The following is a 22,577-nucleotide window of genomic DNA, read 5'->3' as shown; positions in this document are numbered from 1 at the left end:
ACACCCTGCGCTGAAGTATGGTTGTAAGCGACAATGATTTTATTTACAATCTGGTGACAGAGTTTTGCTTTCTGATTTTATGTTCGGTTTTATTCAAGAAATTCTTCCTGATTGAAAATTAACTTAGTAACTGATATGGATGCTCAAAAAATAAAAATTTTATTAGTTGATGACAACTTAGAGAATTTACATTTTTTATCAGACATCCTTCAAAACCAAGGTTATCAGGTAGAAAATTTAATTTCTGGGCAATTGGCAATCAATACGGCACTCACTTCTCCCCCGGATTTGCTTTTACTAAATGTTCTCATGATCGAGAAGGATGATTATGAAGTATGTCAATATTTGAAAGCTAACGATCAAACTCAAGAGATTCCGATAATTATTTTCGGAATTTTCGATGATTTTTTTGAAAAAATAAACGTCTTAAATTTAGGCGATATTGACTATATTACTCAACCATTCCAAACTAAAGAAGTTTTATTACGCGTCCAAAATCAACTCACTCTCCAAAGACTGAAAAAACAGCTAAAAGAAAAAAATTCCCAACTGCAACAGGAGATTAAAGAGCGTCAACGGATTACAGTTGAGTTAAATATTCGCAACAGACAAATAGAAGATATTTTTAAAGAAATTCCCGTTAGCATTAGCAAAGCCTTTTGTAGAGAAGTTTATCAAAGCGAACGCCTTGTAGTCGAAGCCGCCCTTAAGAAGAGTGAAAGTCAGTATCGGCTCCTAGTGGAGACATCCCAGGACATGATCTGGTCGGTGGACATTGATGGACTAATTACCTTTGTCAATCCAGCAGTCAAGCAGATTTATGGCTACGAACCCCAAGAAATGATTGGGCGTGCCTTAATTGATTTCATCTCACCTACACAAGTTGCTCAAGATAAAGTAGCCTTTGAGCGTGTTCTTCAGGGAAAGTCTATCTTTCAGCATGAAACTACCTGTGTAGCTAAAGATGGTACCTCACTTTATCTAATGTTGAATGCGATCGCCTTACGCAACGAAGAGGGTCAGGTTATAGGCATAACGGGCTCTGTTAGTAATATTACGCAGCATCAAGGTATAGAAAAATTACTCCAAGAAAGTGCAATTAAGCTCCGCAATCATAATCTAGTGCTAACACAATTGGCACAAAATCAGACGCTTTATCAGGATGATTTGAAAGCAGCCTTGAGTAAAATCACAGAAACAGCAGTTAAGAATATTGGCATAGAACGAGCTAGTGTCTGGCTGTATGACAAAACAGGCATGAAAATCCAGTGTTTTGATCTATTTGAGGGCAGTCGCAATCAACATAGCGAGGAACTTTTTTTATCAGCGGTAGACTATCCAATTTATTTTGCAGCTTTGCAGCAAGATCAACCAATCGCCGCAGATGATGCTCATACCGATCCCAGAACTAAAGAATTTTCTGCTTCTTACTCAAGATTAAACATCACCTCTATACTCGATACACCCGTTAGGCTGGAGGGAAAGACCGTAGGAGTTTTATGTCTGGAAGCAGTGGAAGTTACTCATCATTGGACGTTAGAAGACCAAAATTTCGCTCGCTCTCTGGGTAATTTAGTATCTTTGGTATTGGAGGCAAAAGAACGCCAACGCGCAGAAGCAGCACGACGGGCTTCTGAAGAAAAGTTAGCGTCAGCTTTCCGGTCATCTCCCGATCCAATTGCCTTAATTACTGTTCAGGGCAAACGCTACATCGAAGTAAACGACAGCTTTTGTCAGTTTTTTGGTTATTCTCGCTCTCAAGTGATTGATCGCACCGATGAAGAATTGCATATTTGGGTGAATCCAGAAGAATATAATTTTCTCACCAACATCCTGCAACAAACAAAAGCCATCCGCAATTATGAGATTGATGTCTGCACTTCAACAAGAGAAATCAAGACAACACTGTTGAGTGCAGAAATGATCGAGATTGATGAACAATGGTACGTACTCGGCACTGCAAAAGATATTACTGAACGCAAGCAGGCAGAAAATGAAAGCCGTTTGTTACTGTTGACAACCCAAGCTATCACTCGCGCCAGTGATGTCAACAGCGCCTTAGCAGTGGTCTTGCGCTTAATTTGTCACACCATTGGCTGGGATTTTGGTGAAGCCTGGATACCTAATGAAGATGGGACTGTTTTAGAACACAGTCTGGGCTGGTACGGTGAGGATAGCAGTTTAGAAGAATTTTGCTACCAAAGCCAAACTGCGAAATTCCCTCTGGGAGTGGGATTACCAGGAAGAGTTTGGCACAACCAAGAACCAGAATGGATAGAAGATGTTTCTAAAGTTACACAACCAGTTTTCTGGCGATCGCTACAAGCCGCAAAGGTGGGATTAAAAGCTAGTTTTGGTGTTCCCATCTTGGCTGGGAACCAAGTATTAGCTGTTTTAGTGTTTTTTAAACGTAGCTCAGTATTAGTAGATCGGCGCTTACTCTTGCTAGTCAGTGCTGTTGCTGCTCAGTTGGGTGGGTTGATTAAGTGCAAAACCCTAGAACAAGAACTAGCACTTAGAGAAGCTCGTCTCAATGCCTTTTTTAGCAGTGCTCCCGTCGGCATGAATATTGTAGATAACCAGCTGCGATTTGTGCAGATCAACCAACTACTAGCGGAGATTAATGGACTACCCCAGCAAGATCATATTGGCAAGACCATCCATGAAGTCTTACCCCGCATCGCCCCTTTAATGGAACCAATTTATCAACAGGTTCTAATAAGTGGTCAACCCATTCTCAATCAAGAATTAAGCGGCGCATCAATTAAACAACCAGATATTATCCGCCACTTCTTAGCTTCTTATTTTCCGATTGTTGGTGAAGACAATCGCCCCTCTGGTGTCGGCACAGTTTTAGTAGAAATTAGTGAACTGCATGCAGCGCTACGCGAACGCAAACACGTCGAACAAGAACTGCGTTTAGCCAACGAACGTCTACAATATCTGCTCACCTCTAGCCCTGTAGTCATTTATAGCAGCAAAACATCAGAGGATTTTAGCACTACTTTTATCAGTGAAAACGTTAAAGAAATGGTGGGCTACGAAGCGCGGGAATTTATCGATAACTCCAGTTTTTGGCTTTATCGCGTGCATCCACAAGATATTGAACTGATCTCAGAAAAATTATCCCACCTTGTTGAGCAGGAGTACATTGCTTACGAATACCGTTGGTTACACGGTGACGGAACTTATCACTGGTTCTACGAAAAAATGAGATTAATTCGTGACGAAGCTGACTACCCAATAGAATGTGTTGGTTATTGGGCAGACATTAATGATCGCAAATTGGCAGAACTAGCTTTGCAGTCAGGTCAACAACGATATCAACTACTAGCAGAAGCCTCACCAGCTTGTATCTTTCATACTGATGTGGATGGCAATGTTTTATATTTTAATCAACGCTGGAGTGAAATTACTGGATGTAGTTTAGAAGGATCTCTGGGAACAGGTTGGGCAAATGCCGTACATCCAGACGACCGCGAACAGCTATTGTTGGCATGGAATCAAGCGACAGCCGCTAAGTCAAGCTATAAATACGAACATCGTTTCTTGCATGATGATAGTACAGTCGTCTGGGTAATTTGTCATGCTTTGCCAGAATTTAAAGATAATGGAGAACTTAAAGGCTACATCGGTACAATTACAGATATTACCGAAAGAAAATTGGCAGAAGAAGCCTTGCGTGAGAGTGCAGAGCGAGAAAGAGCGATCGCTCAAGTTATTCAAAGAATGCGCCAAACACTGGATTTAGAGACAATATTTGCGGCTACAACGGAAGAATTACGCCAAGTACTCAACTGCGATCGGGTTGTTGTCTATCGTTTCAATCCCAACTGGAATGGCGAATTTGTTTCGGAATCGGTGGGTAATGGTTGGATTTCCCTCATAGAGGAACATAACAACGATCCTCATCTCACAGAAGGTGTCTTACAAGATGGGCACTGCCTAGCGAAAATTTTGGATGGCGGTAATAACCACGTAGAATACCCCGATCTGCAAGTAACTCCAGGTGCAAGTTTCATTTGTGTCCCAGACATTTACAACGCTGAGTTTCATCCTGCTTATATCAACCTCTTAGAGCGCTTTCAGGCCAAAGCATATATTATTGTTCCCATTTTGCATGGTAGTCAGCTTTGGGGATTGTTGGCGAGCTATCAAAATTCCGATCCCCGTCAATGGAAATCAGGAGAAATCAACATCGTAGTTCAAATTGGTAATCAGTTGGGTGTTGCTTTACAGCAGGCACAATTGCTAGCGCAAACTCAAAGGCAGTCCCAAGCATTGCAAGAAGCTGTGATCGTTGCTGATGCTGCTAACCGTGCCAAAAGCGAATTCCTGGCCAACATGAGTCACGAACTGCGTACTCCACTTAACGCCATCCTCGGTTTTACCCAAGTCATGAGCCACGATCATGATTTATCAACTGAACATCAGCAAAATCTAGCAATCATCAATCGTGCTGGCGAACATCTCCTGAATTTAATCAACGATATTTTGGAAATGTCTAAAATCGAAGCTGGCAGAATAACCTTAAATCTCAACAGTTTTGACTTAATTCGCCTCTTGGAAAACCTCGAAGAGATGTTGCGCTTCCGCGCCACCTCCAAAGGATTGGAATTGGTCTTTGAATATACATCTCACCTTCCCCGGTACATCCAAGTTGATGAAAGCAAACTACGTCAAGTCTTGCTTAACCTCCTGGGAAATGCAATCAAATTTACCGATACTGGCAGGGTAACGCTGCGGGTGGGGATGGGGAGTGGGGACTGGGGGAGGCAGGGGAGACAAGGGGACAAGGGGACAAGGGGACAAGGAGGAATTATTGAACAAGTCTCTCCTTTGTCTCCCTCTTCTTCGTCTACCTTGTCTCTTCTCCATGCCCAATGCCCAATGACGCCACTTGCTCCACTTGGGGAGACCCCAAGACCGCAGTGGCTCCCCAATGCCCAATCCCTAACCTTCGAGGTACAAGATACTGGCCGCGGTATTGCCCTACAAGAAATTGACTTGTTATTTGAAGCTTTTGGACAAACTGAAACCGGAAGAAAATCGCAACAGGGAACTGGACTAGGTTTAGCAATTAGCCGCAAATACGTGCAACTAATGGGAGGAGATATTAGCGTCACCAGCACTATTGGCCAGGGAAGTAAATTTGCTTTTGATATTCAATTTGGTCTAGCCGCAGCCAGCGAAATCCAGATCCAACAAACTAGACCCCAAGTCATTAGTTTAGCACCTGCTGAAAGCGAATATCGTATTTTAGTGGTTGATGACTCCACAGACAGCCGTTTAGTGCTAATGAAAATTCTCACATCCATCGGTTTTGCAGTCCAAGAAGCAATAAATGGCATCGAAGCGATCACACTTTGGCAGACATGGCAACCACATCTAATCTTAATGGATATGCGGATGCCAATTATGGACGGCTACGAAGCTACAAAAGTTATAAAAACTAGAGAAGAAACCTCAATCCAAAATTCCGAATCTCAAACCCCCAATTGGAAGACCATTATTATTGCCTTAACTGCTAATGCTTTTGAAGAACAACGAGAGGCAATAATCAAAGCGGGTTGTGATGATTATATTAACAAGCCTTTCCGCGAGGAACTATTACTAGAAAAGTTAAGCGAATATTTGGGAGTTCAATATATTTATCAAGAAGAAAGCTATCAGCTAACAAACCTAAAGCAACGAAGACCAAAATCAATATTGACACTCACGGATTTAGTGACTCTGTTATCTGAAATGTCGCCTGAATGGATAAAACAATTGTACACTGCCGCAGCTCAATGTAGTGATGATCTGATTTTAGAATTGATTGAGCAAATTCCTTCAGAAAATGCTGTATTGCAAAATTTTATTAAGAATTTAGCTCATGATTTTCAGTTTGAGAAAATTATGGAATTGACGAGTATTGCAGGAGTATTATCCAATGAATAAAAATTGATGGGTAAGCAAACTCGTAATAAGGACTTTAGTCCTTAATTTTCTAAGCACTTTAGTGCTTACTACAAACTTTTCATTATAGCCGTAGCCACATAGGTTAGGACAATGTTGATTGATAAAAGCCTTGATTTCACGCTTGTTTATACTCAGCACGGGCTAAACGCCCCGCTACAGCTAACAGCACTCAACACTTTGCTATACTACGCTACTTAGTAACGGATCGAAATGTATCGTATTGGTGCAAAACCGGAGACACTCTGCCTCCGGTGAGGATGAAAATAGCAGGAGTAATTCAATTTTAAATTTTAGATTTTTCCTTCAATTCAAAGTCCAAAATCCAAAATGGTTTTACCGTAAACGTCCCGATCGCAATGTACTAATAATTAACCACAAACCCAATAAACTAGCGACGGCAAACAGGGTGGTGCTTAAAAAAGATAGCTGAGTTGTCTGTGCTCTGGTGGAAATAATTGCTGCACCCATAATCAGCGAACCCACTAAAATACTAAAAGATAGTCGGTTAGCTGCATCGTCCATAGTGCGCCGCACACCATCTAATCCCCGCAGCGATAGATTCCACTGTAAGGTTTCTGAGGTAACTCGGTCTAATAATAGTTCAATTTGGCGGGGAGATTGAAGAGACAGACTTTTAATATCCAAGGCTGTTCTCAGGAGCGATGGCACTGGATTATCGCCCAGCAACTGCCGACGAAACAAGTCTGTAATCAATGGTTTGACTTCATCAAAAAAATTAAGCTCTGGATTGAATGTCCGCGCTAACCCTTCTAAATTTGCTAGAGTTTTGGCATACAAACCCATATTACTAGGCAACCTAATTTTATTGTTGCGGGCAACTTGTAAAACTTCATAAATTATCTGACTGAAGTTTATTTGCGTGAGGCTGACATTATGATATTTACGTAACATGCGATCGTAATCATTTTCTAACCGCGACAAAATTACTGGTTGAGCAGAATTTGATAGCTGTAAAGTTAACTGAGCGCACCTTTGAGCATCTAAATCAACGATCGCTAACAACATTTCCGTTAATATCTGCTGTGTACGGGGATCGAGTCTTCCCACCATGCCACAATCTAAGAGGGCAACACGACCATCTTTGAGATAAAACAAGTTTCCTGGATGGGGATCGGCGTGAAAAAAGCCATCAATATATAGTTGCTGGAAAAATACCCGAAATAACAAAGTAGTTATTTCTTTACGCTTTTCGGCAGGATCTTTAACATTGGGGTTACTATCCAAATCCGCCTCCAAGAACGGTACCCCATCCAGCCATTCCATTACCAGTAATTTTGGTGTGGTCAATTCCCAGTTAATTTCCGCAACCACTATTTGTGTGGGATCGTACCAGCGACTCTGTGATAAGTTGCGCCGCAGTTGGTCTGTAAAACCCGCTTCCCGTGTAAAATCTAACTCGGCTTCTAAGGCTTTGGTAAATTCTTCGGCGATGGATTTGATTTCGTAGGTTTGCCCAAAATCAGTTCGTGCTACTAAATCGGCAATACCTTGAATTAAAGCAATATCTTGGGCAATAGTCAGATCAATTCCCGGACGTTGCACTTTCAAAGCGACTTCTCGACCGTCTGCTAGTGTAGCTCGATGTGTTTGGGCAATTGATCCGGCTGCGACTGGGATCGGGTTAACTGTACTGAAGGTTTCTGCTAGTGGAAGTTTTAATTCTTTACGGAGGATTATTTCTATTTCTGACCAAGGAACTGGTGGTACTTCATCTTGTAGAGTTGACAATTCCTCAATGTAGGAGGCGCTCAGTAAATCGGGGCGGGTAGACATTAACTGACCAAGTTTGACGTAAACTGGGCCCAAATCTACCAGAATATTTTTTAAAACCGCAGGTGTCGGAAGTTGGGGTTCATCAGTTTTGCCACCAGTAAGTAACCTTCGCATATAGTCCCAGCCATTGCGAAGGAAGACTTCAAGAATTTCTCGTTGACGGGGAACAGTTTGGGTCAGGAACATTTTTGTAAAATAACTGCAAAGATACAGAAGAGTTAAAGAGGTAGGCAGCAGGGGATGACAATACAACGAAAATCGGCTCTAGTTTTGATGCTTGTTAAAGTCTTGCTAGCTGCCGCACATTCTTGAAATCTTTTTAAGGATGATTGTACGGCTTGGTGGAACCTCTGTTCGTTCAGCATCCGTTTGACGTAGTTTGAGCAGGAATCCCCGCCGTGTAATAAGCGATGGGAACAAGAAAATCCTTTGGATGGAGAAATATATTTTTGATAGGCAGTAATAGAATCGATCGCCATTGTCTTGGCCAGAGGCTCAAAGCTAATAATGTCCATAACTGTCAGATAAGATAACAGACTGTCAAGTTATAATGGGAAAATAGACTTTTTCACCTCTGCCAAGAGTTCTAACTTTTATAGCAGGTCAGTCAATCGGGAATCGCTTTGGAGAATTTTAAGGATCTGCTTAATTTCCTGGGTACGTTCTTTTTTGACAACGAGGGTGACATTGCGATCGCGCACAATCACCACATCCTCTAAACCAATAGTAACAACTACATCCTCTGAATTTGAGGCGTAAATAATCGCCCCTTGCGTATCTAAACCTACGTGGGTAGCGAGTTCCACATTGGGAGTCTCTTCTTTTTTCAGTAAGCGTTCGATCGCATTCCAATCTCCTAAATCATCCCAACCAAAATCAACTGGCAAAACGTATGCTAGAGTGGTCTTTTCCATTAACGCATAGTCTATACTTTTCTTGGGCAACTGAGGATAGATATCAGGGCCATGTTGTTCTAAAGGTTCGATAATTTCTGGAGCATGGGTATGTAGTTCCTTGAGAACAACCCCCGCCCGAAAAACGAACATTCCACTATTCCAGCTAAAACGTCCCGTAGACAAAAAAGTCTCTGCCGTTTCCCGGTCGGGCTTTTCAGTAAAGCGGTTGACGTGATAAGCTGGCAACTCATTAAAGCTACCTATTTTTTCACCTTGTTCAATGTAGCCGTAACCTGTTGATGGAAAAGTAGGCTTGATCCCCAGTGTAACGATCGCTGCTGTGCTTGTTGCCAGTTGCGTTGCTGCATTTAATGTGTGTGCAAACGCCTCTTGGTCAGCAATCCAGTGGTCAGCAGGGAAAAAGCCAATAACAGCGTCTTCTCCATAGCGCTGTTTGATTTCTAAACTTGTCCAAGCAACGGCTGCGGCAGTGTCTCTTCCTTCCGATTCAATCAGCAAGTTTTCAACTGGTAGATCAGGTAATTGTTGTCTTACCCCTTCAGCTATCTGACTAGAAGTGATAACCCACAAGGAATCCCATCCCTTTCGGGTTCGCCAGTCGCCTGCGGAGGAGCCAGCGCGGTCTTGGGGGTTTCCCCCATGAGCGACTGGCGTTGGAAACCCTCCCGCAGCGCTGGACTCACCGCCACCGAGTTCAATCAATCGATCGGCGGTTGCTTGTAATAGACTTCTAGAGCTACCATCAAGACTTAAAAATTGCTTGGGTCGGTCTTTGCGGCTTAGGGGCCAAAAACGTTCACCTTTACCACCAGCTAGGATTACGGGGAACAATAAAGTATTCATGTTGTCATACACGCCTACCGAAGAACATTACAAGTTTACAGTGAGCTTTTCCACTGGCAATATTTGTAGCTTGGATTAACATACTTTTAGGGAGTGGTTGAGTGGGGAGATAATTGTGATAAAGCAAGTCGAATGGTCGGAAAATCCGGTTACGTCTCAACAAGTAGTAGAGTTTGAAAGTGACGTGCGATCGTCGCAACTTCAACGGACAGAAAATCAAGTAACGCCAGCACCAGTAGCCGACTCAGAGGAGAAGGTTGAACTAAACCAGCCAGCGAATCCGAACCACCGTAGCGTCGTCGAATCTGTGGGCGCGATTCCCAATCAGCTTTCTGAGAGGCTGGGCTTAACCATGCCTCGATGGCTGTTATGGTTTATGACGGTTGTCATTGGCATCATCTTGTCTGGGCTGCTGGTGTCAACATTAGCGCTGTGGACTCCTTTATGGAGCAATCTAGATCGAACAGATGACGATTTAGGAACTACTGCTAAAGACGAAGTAAAAATCCCATTACCAGGGGAGTTATGGGGCAAACTCTCCCAGTACAAGCTTTCACGTCCGATGAATATTTTAATCATGGGGATTGAACCAGTCAGCGGTACCGTTGATGGCTCACCAGAAAGCTTTGCCGGGAAAAGCGACTCCATGCTACTGGTACGACTTAACCCTAGTGAAAAATCTGTAAGAGTGCTTTCCATTCCCAGAGATACAATGATCGCCATCCCCGAAAAGGGAGAAAAGGGATTAACTAAGGTATCTGATGCTAATGCCAAAGGCGGTCCAGTCTTGGCAGCACGGGTAGTTAGCCGTACCTTAAATAACGCCCCAATTGATCGTTACATCCGTATTTCTACCAGCGGCTTACGCCAGTTGGTCGATCAGTTAGGCGGAGTAGAAGTCTTTGTGCCCCAATCAATGGAATATAAAGACTCCAGCAGTCGGCTGTCGATTAATTTAGTCAGTGGCTGGCAAACCCTCAATGGCGAACAAGCAGAACAGTTTGCCCGATTCCGTGAACCAGGTTTAGGAGATTTGCCGAGAGTACAGCGTCAGCAAGCACTAACAGCAGCCCTGCTGCAACGCCTAAATAGTCCTACCATCTTACCCAGGTTGCCTCAATTAACTCGCCTAATGCGAAAATATTTTGATACCAACCTGAAGATGGAAGAAATGATGGCGTTGGTCAATTTCGGACTCAACCTAGATCGAGATAATTTCCAAATGACTGTGTTGCCTGGTACGTTTAGCCGTTTTAGCAAAGACCCTGATAGCTATTGGCTAAATATGACTGGACAGCAGAGCCTATTGAATGATTATGTTGGGGTAAATGTACCTGGTTTAAAGCCAGATATGCGTCAGGTTCCTAGCCTCAAAATTGCTATTCAAAATGCTTCAAATCAACCTCAGCTAACTGAAAAAGTTATTGCTTATCTTAAACAGAAAGGCTTTAAGAATATTTACAAAGTGCCTGATTGGCCAGATACCCAACGTCAAACTCAGATTATTGTCGAAAAAGGCAACCGACAAGTTGGGGTTGATTTGCAAAAAGTCTTAGGCTTGGGTCAAATTGAGGTGTCTGCCATTGGTGATTTAGAATCCGATCTGACAATTCGCATTGGTAAAGATTGGAAATAGTCATTTGTCATTGGTCATTGTTAACTAACAAAGGACAAGGCGCAAAGCCTGAGCGGAGGTTTCCTCCGCTCAGGACTTTGTAAGAGAGGACTAATGACAAAGCGCAAAGTCGAGCCAGTCGCACAGTCAGGGTTTCCCGACTTGGGCGAACTGGCGTTGAGCGTTGGAAACCAGCGCTCAGAACTTTGTAAGAGAGGACAAATGACATAGACACGCCAGCGGTGAAGCAGCGCGGTCTTCTCCCAAAGGGAGAGGCTAGCGCCAAGGGGGTTTCCATGCCAGTTGCTTCAAGTCGGCAGAGCCGACGACAGTCGCCTCAAGTCGGGAAACCCGCCCACGGCGCTGTCTCCCCAACGCACTGGCTCCCCATGAGCGACTACTGTTAGCGCAGCCTCTTCGACGCAGGAGCGTCACCCGAAGGGCTTCCCGCAGGGTAGGACAAAGGACTACTGACAAATAATAAAGTTATGAAAAAGATTTTACTGCGCTTTTTGGGTTTGATTGTGATTTTACTACTAGCATTTGGGTGGATAATACTTAATCCCAAACCGGCTTTTGCTCAGATAAACACAATTAATTACAACAATATAAATTTAGAAAATCGTGACTTTTCTCATGCTGACTTGGCAGGTGTAACTTTTGTCGCAGCAGAAATGCGGGGGACAAATTTTCAAGCAGCGAATTTAACTAACGCAATTTTGACTAAAGGAGTTTTATTAAAGGCAAATTTGGAAGATGCGAACTTGAGCGGCGCTTTAGTCGATCGCGCCACTATGGATGGTGCTAACCTAAAAAATGCCATATTTACTGAAGCAACTTTGACGCGCAGCCGCTTTTACGATGCTGATGTCACTGGTGCTGATTTTAGCGATGCTTTAATTGATCGCTATCAAGTGTCGTTGCTGTGTGAAAGAGCCGATGGCGTAAATCCAGTTACAGGTGTGTCAACGCGAGATAGTTTGGGTTGTAGGTAAAAAATCTCCGCATTGAGCATAAAAACAGAGAATGTTTAGAAAAACAAAATAAAACTGATAAAGAGGGAAAAATATTATATACATATCAAGTTCAGTTATTAACTAATTCGCATCCCAAAAAATGATCATAAACTATAAAGAAAATAAATTATTATATTGATTCAAGGGTTGGTGCATTAGTTTGTTATGATGCCCTTGGGGAACAGAGGAAATCTATACTTATCCTGGCTCCCCTATTTAAGATTGACTGAGAATTGTCAAAAAGCAGTAGCCTCTAATTACCAATGGGAATTTCAATTAAAAATTCTGTTCCTTCCCCTGATTTAGAAGAACATTTCATTTTACCATGATGTTTTTCAACCACTATTTGATGGCTAATTGACAATCCTAACCCCGTACCTTTACCTGGTGCTTTGGTAGTGAAGAAGGGATCAAATATATGCGATCGCACTTCTTCTGGAATCCCAAGACCATTATCAGCTATGCTAATTACAATCTGGTTATGAACAAATTGCGTATTAATCCAGATAGTCAAGGGTATTCTCGGACACGTTTGTAATAATTTCAAATACCTCTGCTGTATAGTGTTAAACTTTTCCTCTAATGCATCAATACTGTTACTCAAAAGATTCATAAACACTTGATTTAATTGCGCGGGATAGCATTCGAGTAAAGGTAAATTATCATATTGTTTAACAATCTCAATAGCTGGGCGTTCATTATTGTTTTTAAGGCGATGCCCTAAAATTAGCAAAGTACTATCCAAGCCTTCATGAATATCTACTGGCTTCAATTCAGCCTCATCTGTACGAGAGAAATTTCGCAGTGATAGCACAATATCACAAATCCGCTCTGTTCCTACTTTCATTGACTCAAGGGTTTTGGGTAAATCTTCGATGAGAAAGTCCAAATCGCTTTTGTCGATTTGCTCTTGGACAGTTGGCAATATTGAGGAGTTTTGACGGTAAAGTTTCACTATCTTTAGTAGTTCTTGAGTATATTCATTTAAATGGACAAGATTGCCAAAAATAAAACTGATAGGATTGTTAATTTCATGGGCAACTCCAGCAAGTAGTTGTCCTAATCCTGCCATTTTTTCACCCTGAATTAACCTAGTCTGAGTTTGTTTTAATTCTTGGAGGGTTTGAGTAAGTTCTAAGGTTTGACGTTTAGTTTGCTCGAGTAATTCTGCTTGCTGAATCGCAATTCCTAATTGCACCCCAACTTGAGCCAGTAAATTAATTTCTTCCTCTTTCCAATAACGCGGTTGCGAATTTTGATAAGCAACTAATAATCCCCATAATTTTTCACCTTCCCGAATTGGAACAAAGGTTTCGTTACGCGGAAGTTCGTTATCGTCGTCTGTGTCTTCAAAAGTTTCTATAATCGTTACTTGGTCTTGTATAACAGGTTTCCAACCATCTTTAAAGGAATCTGCGACAAATTTACCGCTCCAATCTGGGTTGAAGCGGTAAATTGCAACTCGCTCGACTTCGAGTAACTCTCGCACAGCGTGAGTAGTAGTTCTAAAAATAGTTTTAATATCGAGTGACTGGCGGATTTTATCAATAGTTGCAGCCAGCAGTTCTTGCCGTTCCATTGCTTTCTCCCGTTCAGTGGCTTCTGCTAACTGGACAATCTGCATTTGAACTTGCTTTAAATAAGAATCCTGTTTTAATGCAACTCCCAATTGTTCGGCTATTTGACTGATAAATTCAATTTCAGAGGGTTGCCAATAACGAGGAGCGGTGCATTGATGAATACACAGCAATCCCCAAAGTTCACCTTTTTTTAATAGAGGTGCAACCATATTTGCCCGCACTTGAAATTTTTCTAGGATTTGGACGTAGCAACCGGGGAACTTTCCTTGATAAATGTCAGTGATCGCATTGACTCGACCTTGGGCGTAAAGGTGTGCAAAGTGTTCTCCAAAGCAATAGTCATAAACTTTTTCTGCCATTACCGAATTACACTCAGGTACAAAATCCTCAGAAATAAATTCTCCTTCCCAATCTTTTTGCGGGTCAAAACGAAAGACTCCCACTCGGTCTGCTTGCAGCATTTGCCGTACCTCAGTGACAGTAGTCTGGAAGATTGTATCTAAATCTAGAGACTCCCGAATTCGAGTAATTACACTTGTTAACGTCTTTTGTTGCTCTGCTTGGTACTGAGCGTATGCCAGCAATTTATGGTGTCGCACTGCTACACCAATTTGTGTACCGATTTTGCTCAGTGATTCGACTTCATAAGATTGCCACTCTCTGGGTGAAGCATTTTGGTAGGCAGCGATGATTCCCCAAAGTTGATCTCCTTGGAGAATAGGGGCAGTAGCAAAGGCTTTTGCCTGAAATTGTTCCAACAGAGTGACATGGCAGTTTGTTAATCCGGCTTGGTAAATGTCATTAACTATAAAAGTCTGGTTGTTAACGTAACGTCCACCTTGCGTCTGTTGTAAATAACTATCAGCGATCACAGCCTGAACTCCAACTAAAGGAGTCCAGCCTTCAGTAAATGATTCAGCAACAAAGTTACCACTCCAATCGGGATTGAAGCTAAAAATGGCAACTCGATCGGCTTGCAGCAGCTTGCGTATTTCTTTAGTTGTGGTTTTAAAGATGGTTTCAATATCAAGGGGTGAGCGAATTTCATCAACAATTTTAGCTATTACTTGGTCGCGCTGAACTGCTTGAGCCAATTTTGCAGCTTGCAATTTGACTTCATGGAGATGCTTTGCTTGTTGAATCGCAACAACAAGATGGTCAGCGATTTGACGAATAAACTCAATTTCCGATTCTTTCCAGTCACGAGCTTTACTGCACTGATGAATGCAAAGCAATCCCCACAGTTCCTTCTGGCGCAATACAGGGACAACAAGGTTGGCCTGTACCTGAAATTTACTCAAAATTGCAGCATGACAATCACTCAGTCCCGCCTTGTAAATATCTGCTACTGCTTGCACTCTACCTTGTTGATAACTCGAAGCAAATTGTTCTCCAAAGCAGTGGTCGTAAACTTTTACTGCCAGTGCTGAGTCCCAGCCAATTGCAACATCTTCACAAACAAATTCTCCCTCCCAGTTTTGTTCGCAGTCGAACTGGAAGACTGCTACTCGGTCGGCATTTAGCAACTGACGCACTTGTGTAACAGTCGTTTGAAAAATTGTTTCTAAGTCTAGAGACTCACGAATTCGGACAATAACACTCGCCAGAGCTTTTTGTTGCTCTAGTTGCTCTTGAAGTTGAGCGCTTGACAAAAGAAGTTGATTTTCTGTGAAATTTAAATTGGGTTCCATTGCTCTGGATTATCTCGTTTTTATACAAAGGTTCCTCATACCAAAGTTCATGGGGTTAAGAAGTGTCACAAATATGACAAACTGCAAAGTTTTACAGTCTTCAACTGGCCGCGTCCAGAATTTACCAATTTCAGATGGATGGCAATTTGTTGGAAATGGGCGCTCTGGGACTGTGTACTGGGTACTAGGGAAGAAAATATGAGTAAAATTTGTTTGGGATTGCAATCCCCATTCACATCTCGCCCGATATCCAGTCCCTAGTCTCCAATCCCCAGTCCCTAGTTCAACTATTTCCCAGAAGATGGTTATTGTTATAGTTCCCCTTTCTCGATCTATCCTTGTAATTGGTTAAAAAATAATTTTGGCTTGTACACAACAGAGGAGATGACTAAGTACACAATTTTGTAAATTCGTCGTCAATTGAGGGTTTAATTTTAAACACAGAGGAGCGCAAAGTTTATTTGAGTATATTCACTACGAACTTAGGCAAGGCTGTTATTAAGTTAGTGTTGCCAAGGCAGACCAGAAAATCGGTCTGACCCCTTTGAAATCGTGATCTAACTAACTTGTAATTCGCTGTATTATAGCAATCTTAGGAATTTAATTTTGAGCATAGGCGTAGCCTGCTGTAGGCATCGCTTTGCCTTTGCTTTTAGCATAGGCATTTGAAATTACTAATTTGTCAAAATTTACCTGACAGACTGCGGAATTTCAGGTTAAATGTTTTAAAGTATGCACTCTGCAAGAGTTGTCGGGTATTATTCGTGACACAACAAGACCAAAAACCCTCTCGTTCTTTCGCTGGAATTGCTGGCATTGTTGCCGCAGCCACATTAATTAGTAAAGTCTTCGGTTTAGTGCGGCAGCAAGCGATCGCTGCCGCCTTTGGTGTTGGTGCTGCTGCCACCGCCTATAGTTATGCTTATATTATTCCTGGCTTTCTATTGATCTTACTCGGTGGTGTAAATGGGCCATTACACAGTGCGCTCGTCAGCGTTTTAGCCAAGCGGCGGCGAGAAGAAGCAGCTCCCCTAGTGGAAACTGTGACAACGCTGGTAGCTGGATTGCTGTTGCTGGTGACAGTGGCTCAAGTTCTATTTGCGGATGTGATCGTTGATTTAGTCGGTCATGGTTTGGAAGAAACAACTAGAGCGATCGCCATTCAACAACTCCGCATTATGGCACCAATGGCTTTATTTGCCGGTTTAATTGGCATTGGCTTTGGTACTCTCAATACAGCCAATCAATATTGGTTACTCTCTATTAGCCCTCTATTATCCAGTATTACCGTTGTTGGCGGTATTGCTATCTTAGCGATGCAACTGGGCAAGGACATTATTAAACCGGAGTACGCTTTAATCGGGGGAATGGTATTAGCTTGGGGAACCTTAGCAGGAGCAATTCTCCAGTGGTTAGTGCAGCTAATTGTCCAGTGGCGGTTAGGATTGGGCACATTACGCCTGCGGTTCGATTTTAAATCTCCAGGCGTTCAAGAAGTCATTAATATCATGACTCCGGCAACAGTTTCCTCTGGAATGATGCCAATTAATGTTGCCACTGACCTTTATTTTGCTAGTCCTATTTTTGGTGCAGCAGCGGGATTTAACTATGCCAATCTATTAGTCCAAACTCCTTTGGGGATTATTTCTAATATCATTTTGCTGCCCCTGTTACCAATATTTGCCAAACTTGCTGGCCCCGAAAATTGGCAAGACTTAAAATTACGAATTCGCCAAGGACTCCTACTCACTGCCTTTACCATGCTACCGCTAGGGGCGCTGATGGTGTCGTTATCTGTACCCATTGTGCAAGTAGTATATGAGCGCGGTGCTTTCAAGCCAGAAGCTACACAGCTAGTTTCATCCTTGCTAGTGGCTTATGGAATTGGGATGTTTGCCTATTTGGGACGTGATGTTTTGGTGCGGGTATTTTATGCTTTAGGCGATGGACAGACACCTTTTCGCATCAGTATTTTTAACATCTTGCTCAATATCATATTAGATTGGTTTTTCGTTAAACCTTTTGGCGCTCCCGGTTTGGTATTAGCAACAGTGGGTGTAAATTGTAGCTCAATGTTAATGTTGTTATGGTTACTTGATCGCAAACTCAATGGTTTACCTTGGCGTGAGTGGAGTTTGCCGATTTTGGGTTTGGCTGCTGGTAGCGTAGTCGCTGGGGTAGCAAGCTATGGGACTTTGTTTGCTTTTCAGCAAGTCTTAGGTAAAACGGGTTTACTGATTGTAGTGTTGCAGTTGTGTGTATCTGGTTTCGTGGGGATTGTGGTGTTTGCGGCGATCGCTTCCTGGCTGAAAATACCAGAGGTAAATATTTTTATATCTCGTCTACGTCAGCGCTTTTTGAAGAAATAACTGTTATTTAAATAGAATTCAGGAGTCAGGAGTCAGAATTCAGTATGAATTGGAGTCCGAAAAACCGGATAGCGCAGTGTAAAGACAAGACAGTGGTGAGTCTGAATCTTCCACTTTCTTGTTCTAACCGGAGGCGGAGCTTTCCTTGCTCCGCTCCTGAAGTCTGACTTCTGAATTCTTCAATTAAATATTTCAGTTGTTACACCCAGGTGGGTGAGAAATAATTCAGCCACTTGGGTGAACCAAGTGCGTGAGGTTACATTTTGTAAAAAAAGAGATTCTAGTACTAGAGAATATTGATTTTACCTAACTCTAGTGAGAATAATTCTATGAAACTTACAAAATTAGCTGCCTCTTTCTTTGCTGTTGCTTCCATTGTCCTCTCAGCCGGCATTGCATCTGCTCAAACAGCAGGTACTAACGGTAACTATATCGGTGCTGGTGTTGCTGTTGGTGCAACCAGTGGCGGACAAGGAAACGATGAAGCACAAATTGGTGGTAATATTCAAGGACGATACGCCGTTCCCAATGCCCCTGTTTCACTGCGGGGTTCTGTATTGTATGGTGGTGATGCTGCTGCAATTATGCCCATAGTGACTTATGATGCGCCCATCGCCAAAAATACTAACGTTTACTTTGGTGGTGGTTATTCCTTTGTAACTGACGAAGGTCAAAAAACTCCATTGGGTAATCAGAATGCACCTGTAGTTACCCTTGGTGTTGAATCAGAAGTTAGGAAAAATGTCATTGCCTACGGCGATACTAAATGGGGTATTGACGCTTATAGAAATAGTGATGCTGATGCTGTTAGCTTCCAAGCTGGATTAGGCTATCGCTTCTAGTAATTACGAGCTAGAAAACGGCCTATTCAGAAGCTAAAGTAATGACGTTTACTAGCCGTAATAAAATTCATTTTTTCATACCTGAGTATTCTATTCAGGTATGAATAATTTTTATTGATGATTTTGATAAAAAATGATATTGGCTAGTATTGATACTTTCTTTTAAAGTGAAATGAGTAATTGAAAATATACGTATAAGATATTACTCATGAAAAAGATTAATCCCATTCCAGAAATAGTTGGTGAAACAACTGACGTGGAATCTTGGCTGATGCGAGCAGGGCTAAAATTTTCCGACTTAGGTGACGATGCCGCAAGTATTGCAATCCGTAGGCAATGGCGAGAATACCAAGCCGCAGTTCACAGATGCTGTGTTACCCTACATCAACCACCATCACGCGTTCAACTAAGTGGTAACTATGCCAGCTTGAGAATACCTGGTGGCACATCAACCAATTGTGCGATCGCCTGTCGAGTTGTCCCTAGTCCTTAAACTAATTATCCTGTTGCACGCCGTTCACTACTGGCTTAATTTCCGAAAATGGATCGGTGCCGCCACCCCAATTAAAATCACTAATTCGGATGGTGAAGCCGCCTAACTCTAGCACCGGATTGTAACGTAAGGTAATGCCATAGGTGCGACGGCTATATTCCAAAATGTAGTCGGTACTAGTTTCTCTACCAGTATCCAAGTTAACAGATGTTTGAAAGCCTAAGCGAATAGGGCCATAGATTTGCTGTGATATTCCAGCGGTCAATACTGTGTTATCAACGGAGCGATCAAACAAAAAGGGTGATAATCCGTTATTAAAGCCTTGAGAATAACTGATATTAAAGGCGGTATAGTCGAAAAAAGGCCGGGAAAAATGACCAATTTGCCCTTGTAAGCCAACTGTACCAATTAGGGTGCTTTGGTTATCACCATTACTGTAAAAACTGGTAGTGCCTGTGACAGCAGCGATCGCTTGCAAGTAAGGAACTACAGGAGTAGCAGTGTATCGTAATCCTTCAGTGGCAGTGGGTGGTAATGGTTTTCCGCGCCACAGCAACAGCCCTCTACTGAGGGTAGCACTGGCTTGAAAACGACCAAGTGAAATGCGATCGTTTTCCCGTACTGGTTCTAGCAAGTCTGGGCGATCGGTGTTGGCATCAATATACTGGGCACTTGCCTGATAGTTGAGGTTGATACCACTTTTTCCTAAAGGAATCACTGGAGAAGTAATAATGCCGCCTAAACTGCTCTGGACAGTTTGAAAACCCAGAGTACCGTTGTAGAGACGCTCGCGGTAGTTATATTGCACATTCAATGTGTGGGGAAGAGAAGTACCTAATGTCTGGCGCAATCCTAAATTCACCCGCAAATTGTCTTCCACATTGTTCAAATTAAAACTAGTTAACTCCCCAGTTCCTTGAATTATCGACCGTGGACTCAAAACAGAATTTATCTTGGTCTTCACACCAAACAGTGCGCCAAAGTCACCTACGCCTTCTTGCACACCTCTCTGTAATAATAACTGGGGTGTAATTGTCCAGCGTGTCCGCTCTGTATCGATTAATGGAAAGCCACGCTCAACAAACAAACCACCCCGATCTTTTCCATCGTAGCCGGGAGAAACTATTGCAGGTGTAACCTCCCGTTCTCGGCGGTCAATAGTACGCTCATTCAGTGGAATTGGTAAGGAGACTTTTTGATCGAATACTAAACGCTGTCGCTGTGTCCTGATGCGGTCTACCAAGGGTGATTCTCGCGTCAAAGTTACTTTATCTGCGCGTAATTCTAATTCAGGGGGCGAAAAAGGATCGTTGGTGATGCGGACATTATTTGCTTGCCAGCCTTGCGGATAAAAGTCAATTTGTTCAGCTTCAAACCTGAGCCGATTGACTCTACCCCCTGTTCTCGATGGCGGGATGTTGCTAGCATCTGCTTGACCACCAAATGTTACATCAATGCCTCCAGGGCTACTCACATCGGAAACAGGTTGATTAGCTCTAATGCGATCGCTAGGCGGACGTCTTGAAACTCCACTAGCATTTACAGCTGTGGGTGAAAAAGCCAAATCTGTTTGTGCTGAGGGTACGTAAATTTCTCCTCTACCATTTTCCAGTTCCCCACTATCTTGAACAAAGTTATAGGTGAAGCGTTGTCCACGCAGTATCTGATCGCCCCGTGTTAAGGTTACGTTGCCTTCCCCCGCAGCGATCAAGTTGTCCAAATTAACTTGTAAGCGATCGGCATCCACCACCGCCCCATCAAATCGCACAACTACATTACCTACAGCTGTAATAATTCGCTGTTTCTCATCATACTCTTGCCGATCTGAAGTGACTTCTACAATTCTTTGTCCGGCTGGCGGTGTGGTAGCTGGTGCAGTTGTAACAAATGGTTGAGCTTGTGGCTGAGTGGTATTTACTTGTGGTGTAGGCGTTGGTATTTGGCTTTGTTGCTGGACTTGAGACCGAAATTCTACAGTGATGGGCGCTGAGAGTTGGTTTGTGGGTGTACGAGACTTGAATGTGATAAAATTTTGTACTGATTGAGAACTCGGTGCAAGATCGGCAGCAGATACAGAGATATTGTCTTTTTTTAGAGCCTGTTGTGTAGTAATATCGCCTTGCTGTTTTTGTTGGGTTAACTTCTCAGCTAAAATTTCTGCTTTAGATTTGACTAATTTGTTGCTGTTTGTAATAGTTGGGGCAATTTCAAGAGGGTGCGGAGATTGGGTGACAAGGGGACTTGGAGAAACTCTATAGCTAAAGCTAGAAGAGTCCAAAAAGGTTGGTTTTTCTTCACAACTAGAGTTTGGATTTAGCGTAGACGCAAAGCGGTGAGGGGGTCGCAGTCTTCTCTCAAGGGGAGCCACTGCGGTCTTGGGGTTTCCCCAAGTGGAGCAAGTGGCGTGAGACGCTAAGAGCGATGGCGGTTCCCGTCGATTGCGATAGCGAAGCGTTAGCGAGTCTTCTCCTGTTGGAGACGCTACGCGAACGAGCGTCACCCTCGAACCCGTTGGCGCAGCCTCTTGTAGAGAAGGGCTTGTCGTCAGACATCGCTGACTGAGTTTTTGAGAAGGTTCACCTTTTGCATCTTGGTCGCAAGCCTCCACTCCAACTTTTGTTGGCAATGCAGCAGCTTCTCTTTGCATCTCCCGTTTACGCAACGCCGACATTAGAAGAAGTTCCGAGCGTCGAGCCCTACCGTTCGGACTTGTCTTTGTGTCTTCTTTTTCTTGGCGATTAGAGGTTATAACTTTCTGCGTAGGATAACCAACGACCAGTGGTTGCCCCAAAAGCCCAGCAGTCGCAGAACTGATGATTGGGGAATTTTTTGGTGGAAAGGTTTCTGGTGAATGAGGTACAGAGAAAGTTTCAGGAACTACCGAGCGATCTTGAGTTGAGTTAATCGGAATTGACAATAAAGGATCGCTGTTGGTGTTAGCCAAAATTGGCAACTGAACCAAATTCTTGGGCTGCTTGGATTTGTCTGTTTTTTCGTGTATTCCAGTATCTACACCTGAAAGAAACTTTGTATGACTAGCAGATGAGGCGGGATTTACAGGTTGTAAAGATTTAACGATAGGAAGCGGATCGGGTGGCAGAACTGGATGAAGCATAAGTGAGCAAAATCGGGCTAACAAACAGCCAAATGACAAAGGGAAGGATAAAACATACATTTTGCCTTCCGACTGTCGCCTTCTGCTACCTACAGCAAGCTACTTGGAGGAAGAAACTTACTAAATTTTCGCTTAGTAAGTTTCTGTGGCGTTTAGTATTTTCCGCCTTCCAAAGTCGCGGATGATTTATCGCCCTTTTACTCTAAGTCCCGACGGCCGGGGTTACGAGCTGGATCGTTCGACAAAAATCCGAAGATGAAGATAGTTACGAAGAAGGCAACAACAATATAAACAACGATTTTTAAAGTCAGCATACAAATATCTCCAACGGGTAAAACAAA

The 22,577-nt window shown here is 42.9% G+C and carries 13 protein-coding genes; 6 read left to right on the top strand and 7 right to left on the bottom strand.

All coding sequences use genetic code 11. The annotated features are described in order from the left end of the window. The first annotated feature begins 135 nt into the window (after positions 1-135). Entirely contained in the window at positions 136-5,940 is a 5,805-nt protein-coding gene (locus V7K56_RS22370) for a PAS domain S-box protein (RefSeq protein ID WP_334913850.1), read from the top strand. Positions 5,941-6,294: 354 nt separating this feature from the next. Here V7K56_RS22370 and V7K56_RS22365 read toward each other — a convergent pair whose 3' ends face one another. From V7K56_RS22365 to V7K56_RS22355, 3 genes are all read right to left on the bottom strand, one after another. Continuing rightward, positions 6,295-7,941: an ABC1 kinase family protein gene (locus V7K56_RS22365; RefSeq protein ID WP_334913697.1), complete on the bottom strand. Its 1,647-nt coding sequence runs from the start codon at positions 7,939-7,941 to the stop codon at positions 6,295-6,297. A gap of 32 nt (positions 7,942-7,973) precedes the next feature. After that, the gene (gene yidD / locus V7K56_RS22360; RefSeq protein ID WP_334913695.1) at positions 7,974-8,270 is read right to left on the bottom strand and encodes a membrane protein insertion efficiency factor YidD; all 297 of its coding nucleotides are present in this window, start codon (positions 8,268-8,270) and stop codon (positions 7,974-7,976) included. Positions 8,271-8,348: 78 nt separating this feature from the next. After that, a complete protein-coding gene (locus tag V7K56_RS22355) occupies positions 8,349-9,515 on the bottom strand; it encodes a mannose-1-phosphate guanylyltransferase (RefSeq protein WP_334913693.1) in 1,167 nt (388 codons plus the stop codon). Between the two features lie 115 nt (positions 9,516-9,630). Between V7K56_RS22355 and V7K56_RS22350 the strand changes: the two genes are divergently transcribed. Beyond that, entirely contained in the window at positions 9,631-11,151 is a 1,521-nt protein-coding gene (locus tag V7K56_RS22350) for an LCP family protein (protein WP_334913691.1), read from the top strand. 255 nt (positions 11,152-11,406) lie between these two features. Here V7K56_RS22350 and V7K56_RS22345 read toward each other — a convergent pair whose 3' ends face one another. Continuing rightward, positions 11,407-11,607 carry a hypothetical protein gene (locus V7K56_RS22345; RefSeq protein WP_334913689.1) on the bottom strand — a complete coding sequence of 67 codons (201 nt, stop codon included), beginning with the start codon at positions 11,605-11,607 and terminating at the stop codon, positions 11,407-11,409. 11 nt (positions 11,608-11,618) lie between these two features. Between V7K56_RS22345 and V7K56_RS22340 the strand changes: the two genes are divergently transcribed. Continuing rightward, the gene (locus tag V7K56_RS22340) at positions 11,619-12,125 is read left to right on the top strand and encodes a pentapeptide repeat-containing protein (protein ID WP_334913687.1); all 507 of its coding nucleotides are present in this window, start codon (positions 11,619-11,621) and stop codon (positions 12,123-12,125) included. Positions 12,126-12,399: 274 nt separating this feature from the next. Here the strand turns inward: V7K56_RS22340 and V7K56_RS22335 are convergent, their stop codons facing one another. Then, the gene (locus V7K56_RS22335; protein ID WP_334913685.1) at positions 12,400-15,417 is read right to left on the bottom strand and encodes a GAF domain-containing sensor histidine kinase; all 3,018 of its coding nucleotides are present in this window, start codon (positions 15,415-15,417) and stop codon (positions 12,400-12,402) included. A gap of 764 nt (positions 15,418-16,181) precedes the next feature. On the opposite strand from V7K56_RS22335, the gene murJ reads away from it, so the two are divergent. The 3 genes from murJ to V7K56_RS22320 all read left to right on the top strand — a co-directional run bounded on the left by murJ (position 16,182) and on the right by V7K56_RS22320 (position 19,121). Next, a complete protein-coding gene (murJ, locus tag V7K56_RS22330) occupies positions 16,182-17,786 on the top strand; it encodes a murein biosynthesis integral membrane protein MurJ (RefSeq protein ID WP_334913683.1) in 1,605 nt (534 codons plus the stop codon). Between the two features lie 329 nt (positions 17,787-18,115). Next, positions 18,116-18,628, top strand: coding sequence for an outer membrane beta-barrel protein (locus V7K56_RS22325; RefSeq protein WP_334913681.1), 513 nt, complete (start codon positions 18,116-18,118; stop codon positions 18,626-18,628). 208 nt (positions 18,629-18,836) lie between these two features. Next, positions 18,837-19,121 (top strand): hypothetical protein, encoded by a 285-nt coding sequence (locus V7K56_RS22320; protein WP_334913679.1) that lies wholly within the window; start codon positions 18,837-18,839, stop codon positions 19,119-19,121. Between the two features lies 1 nt (position 19,122). Here the strand turns inward: V7K56_RS22320 and V7K56_RS22315 are convergent, their stop codons facing one another. Further along, positions 19,123-22,296, bottom strand: coding sequence for a DUF3769 domain-containing protein (locus tag V7K56_RS22315; protein ID WP_442940143.1), 3,174 nt, complete (start codon positions 22,294-22,296; stop codon positions 19,123-19,125). A gap of 137 nt (positions 22,297-22,433) precedes the next feature. Further along, entirely contained in the window at positions 22,434-22,550 is a 117-nt protein-coding gene (locus V7K56_RS22310) for a photosystem II reaction center protein I (protein WP_334913846.1), read from the bottom strand. Positions 22,551-22,577 lie beyond the last annotated feature (27 nt).

It is taken from the genome of Nostoc sp., from assembly GCF_036917535.1.
In the GTDB taxonomy this organism is placed as follows: Bacteria; Cyanobacteriota; Cyanobacteriia; order Cyanobacteriales; family Nostocaceae; genus Nostoc.
Note: the sequence above shows the minus strand (reverse complement) of the source record. Positions and strands in the feature narration are given on the sequence as shown.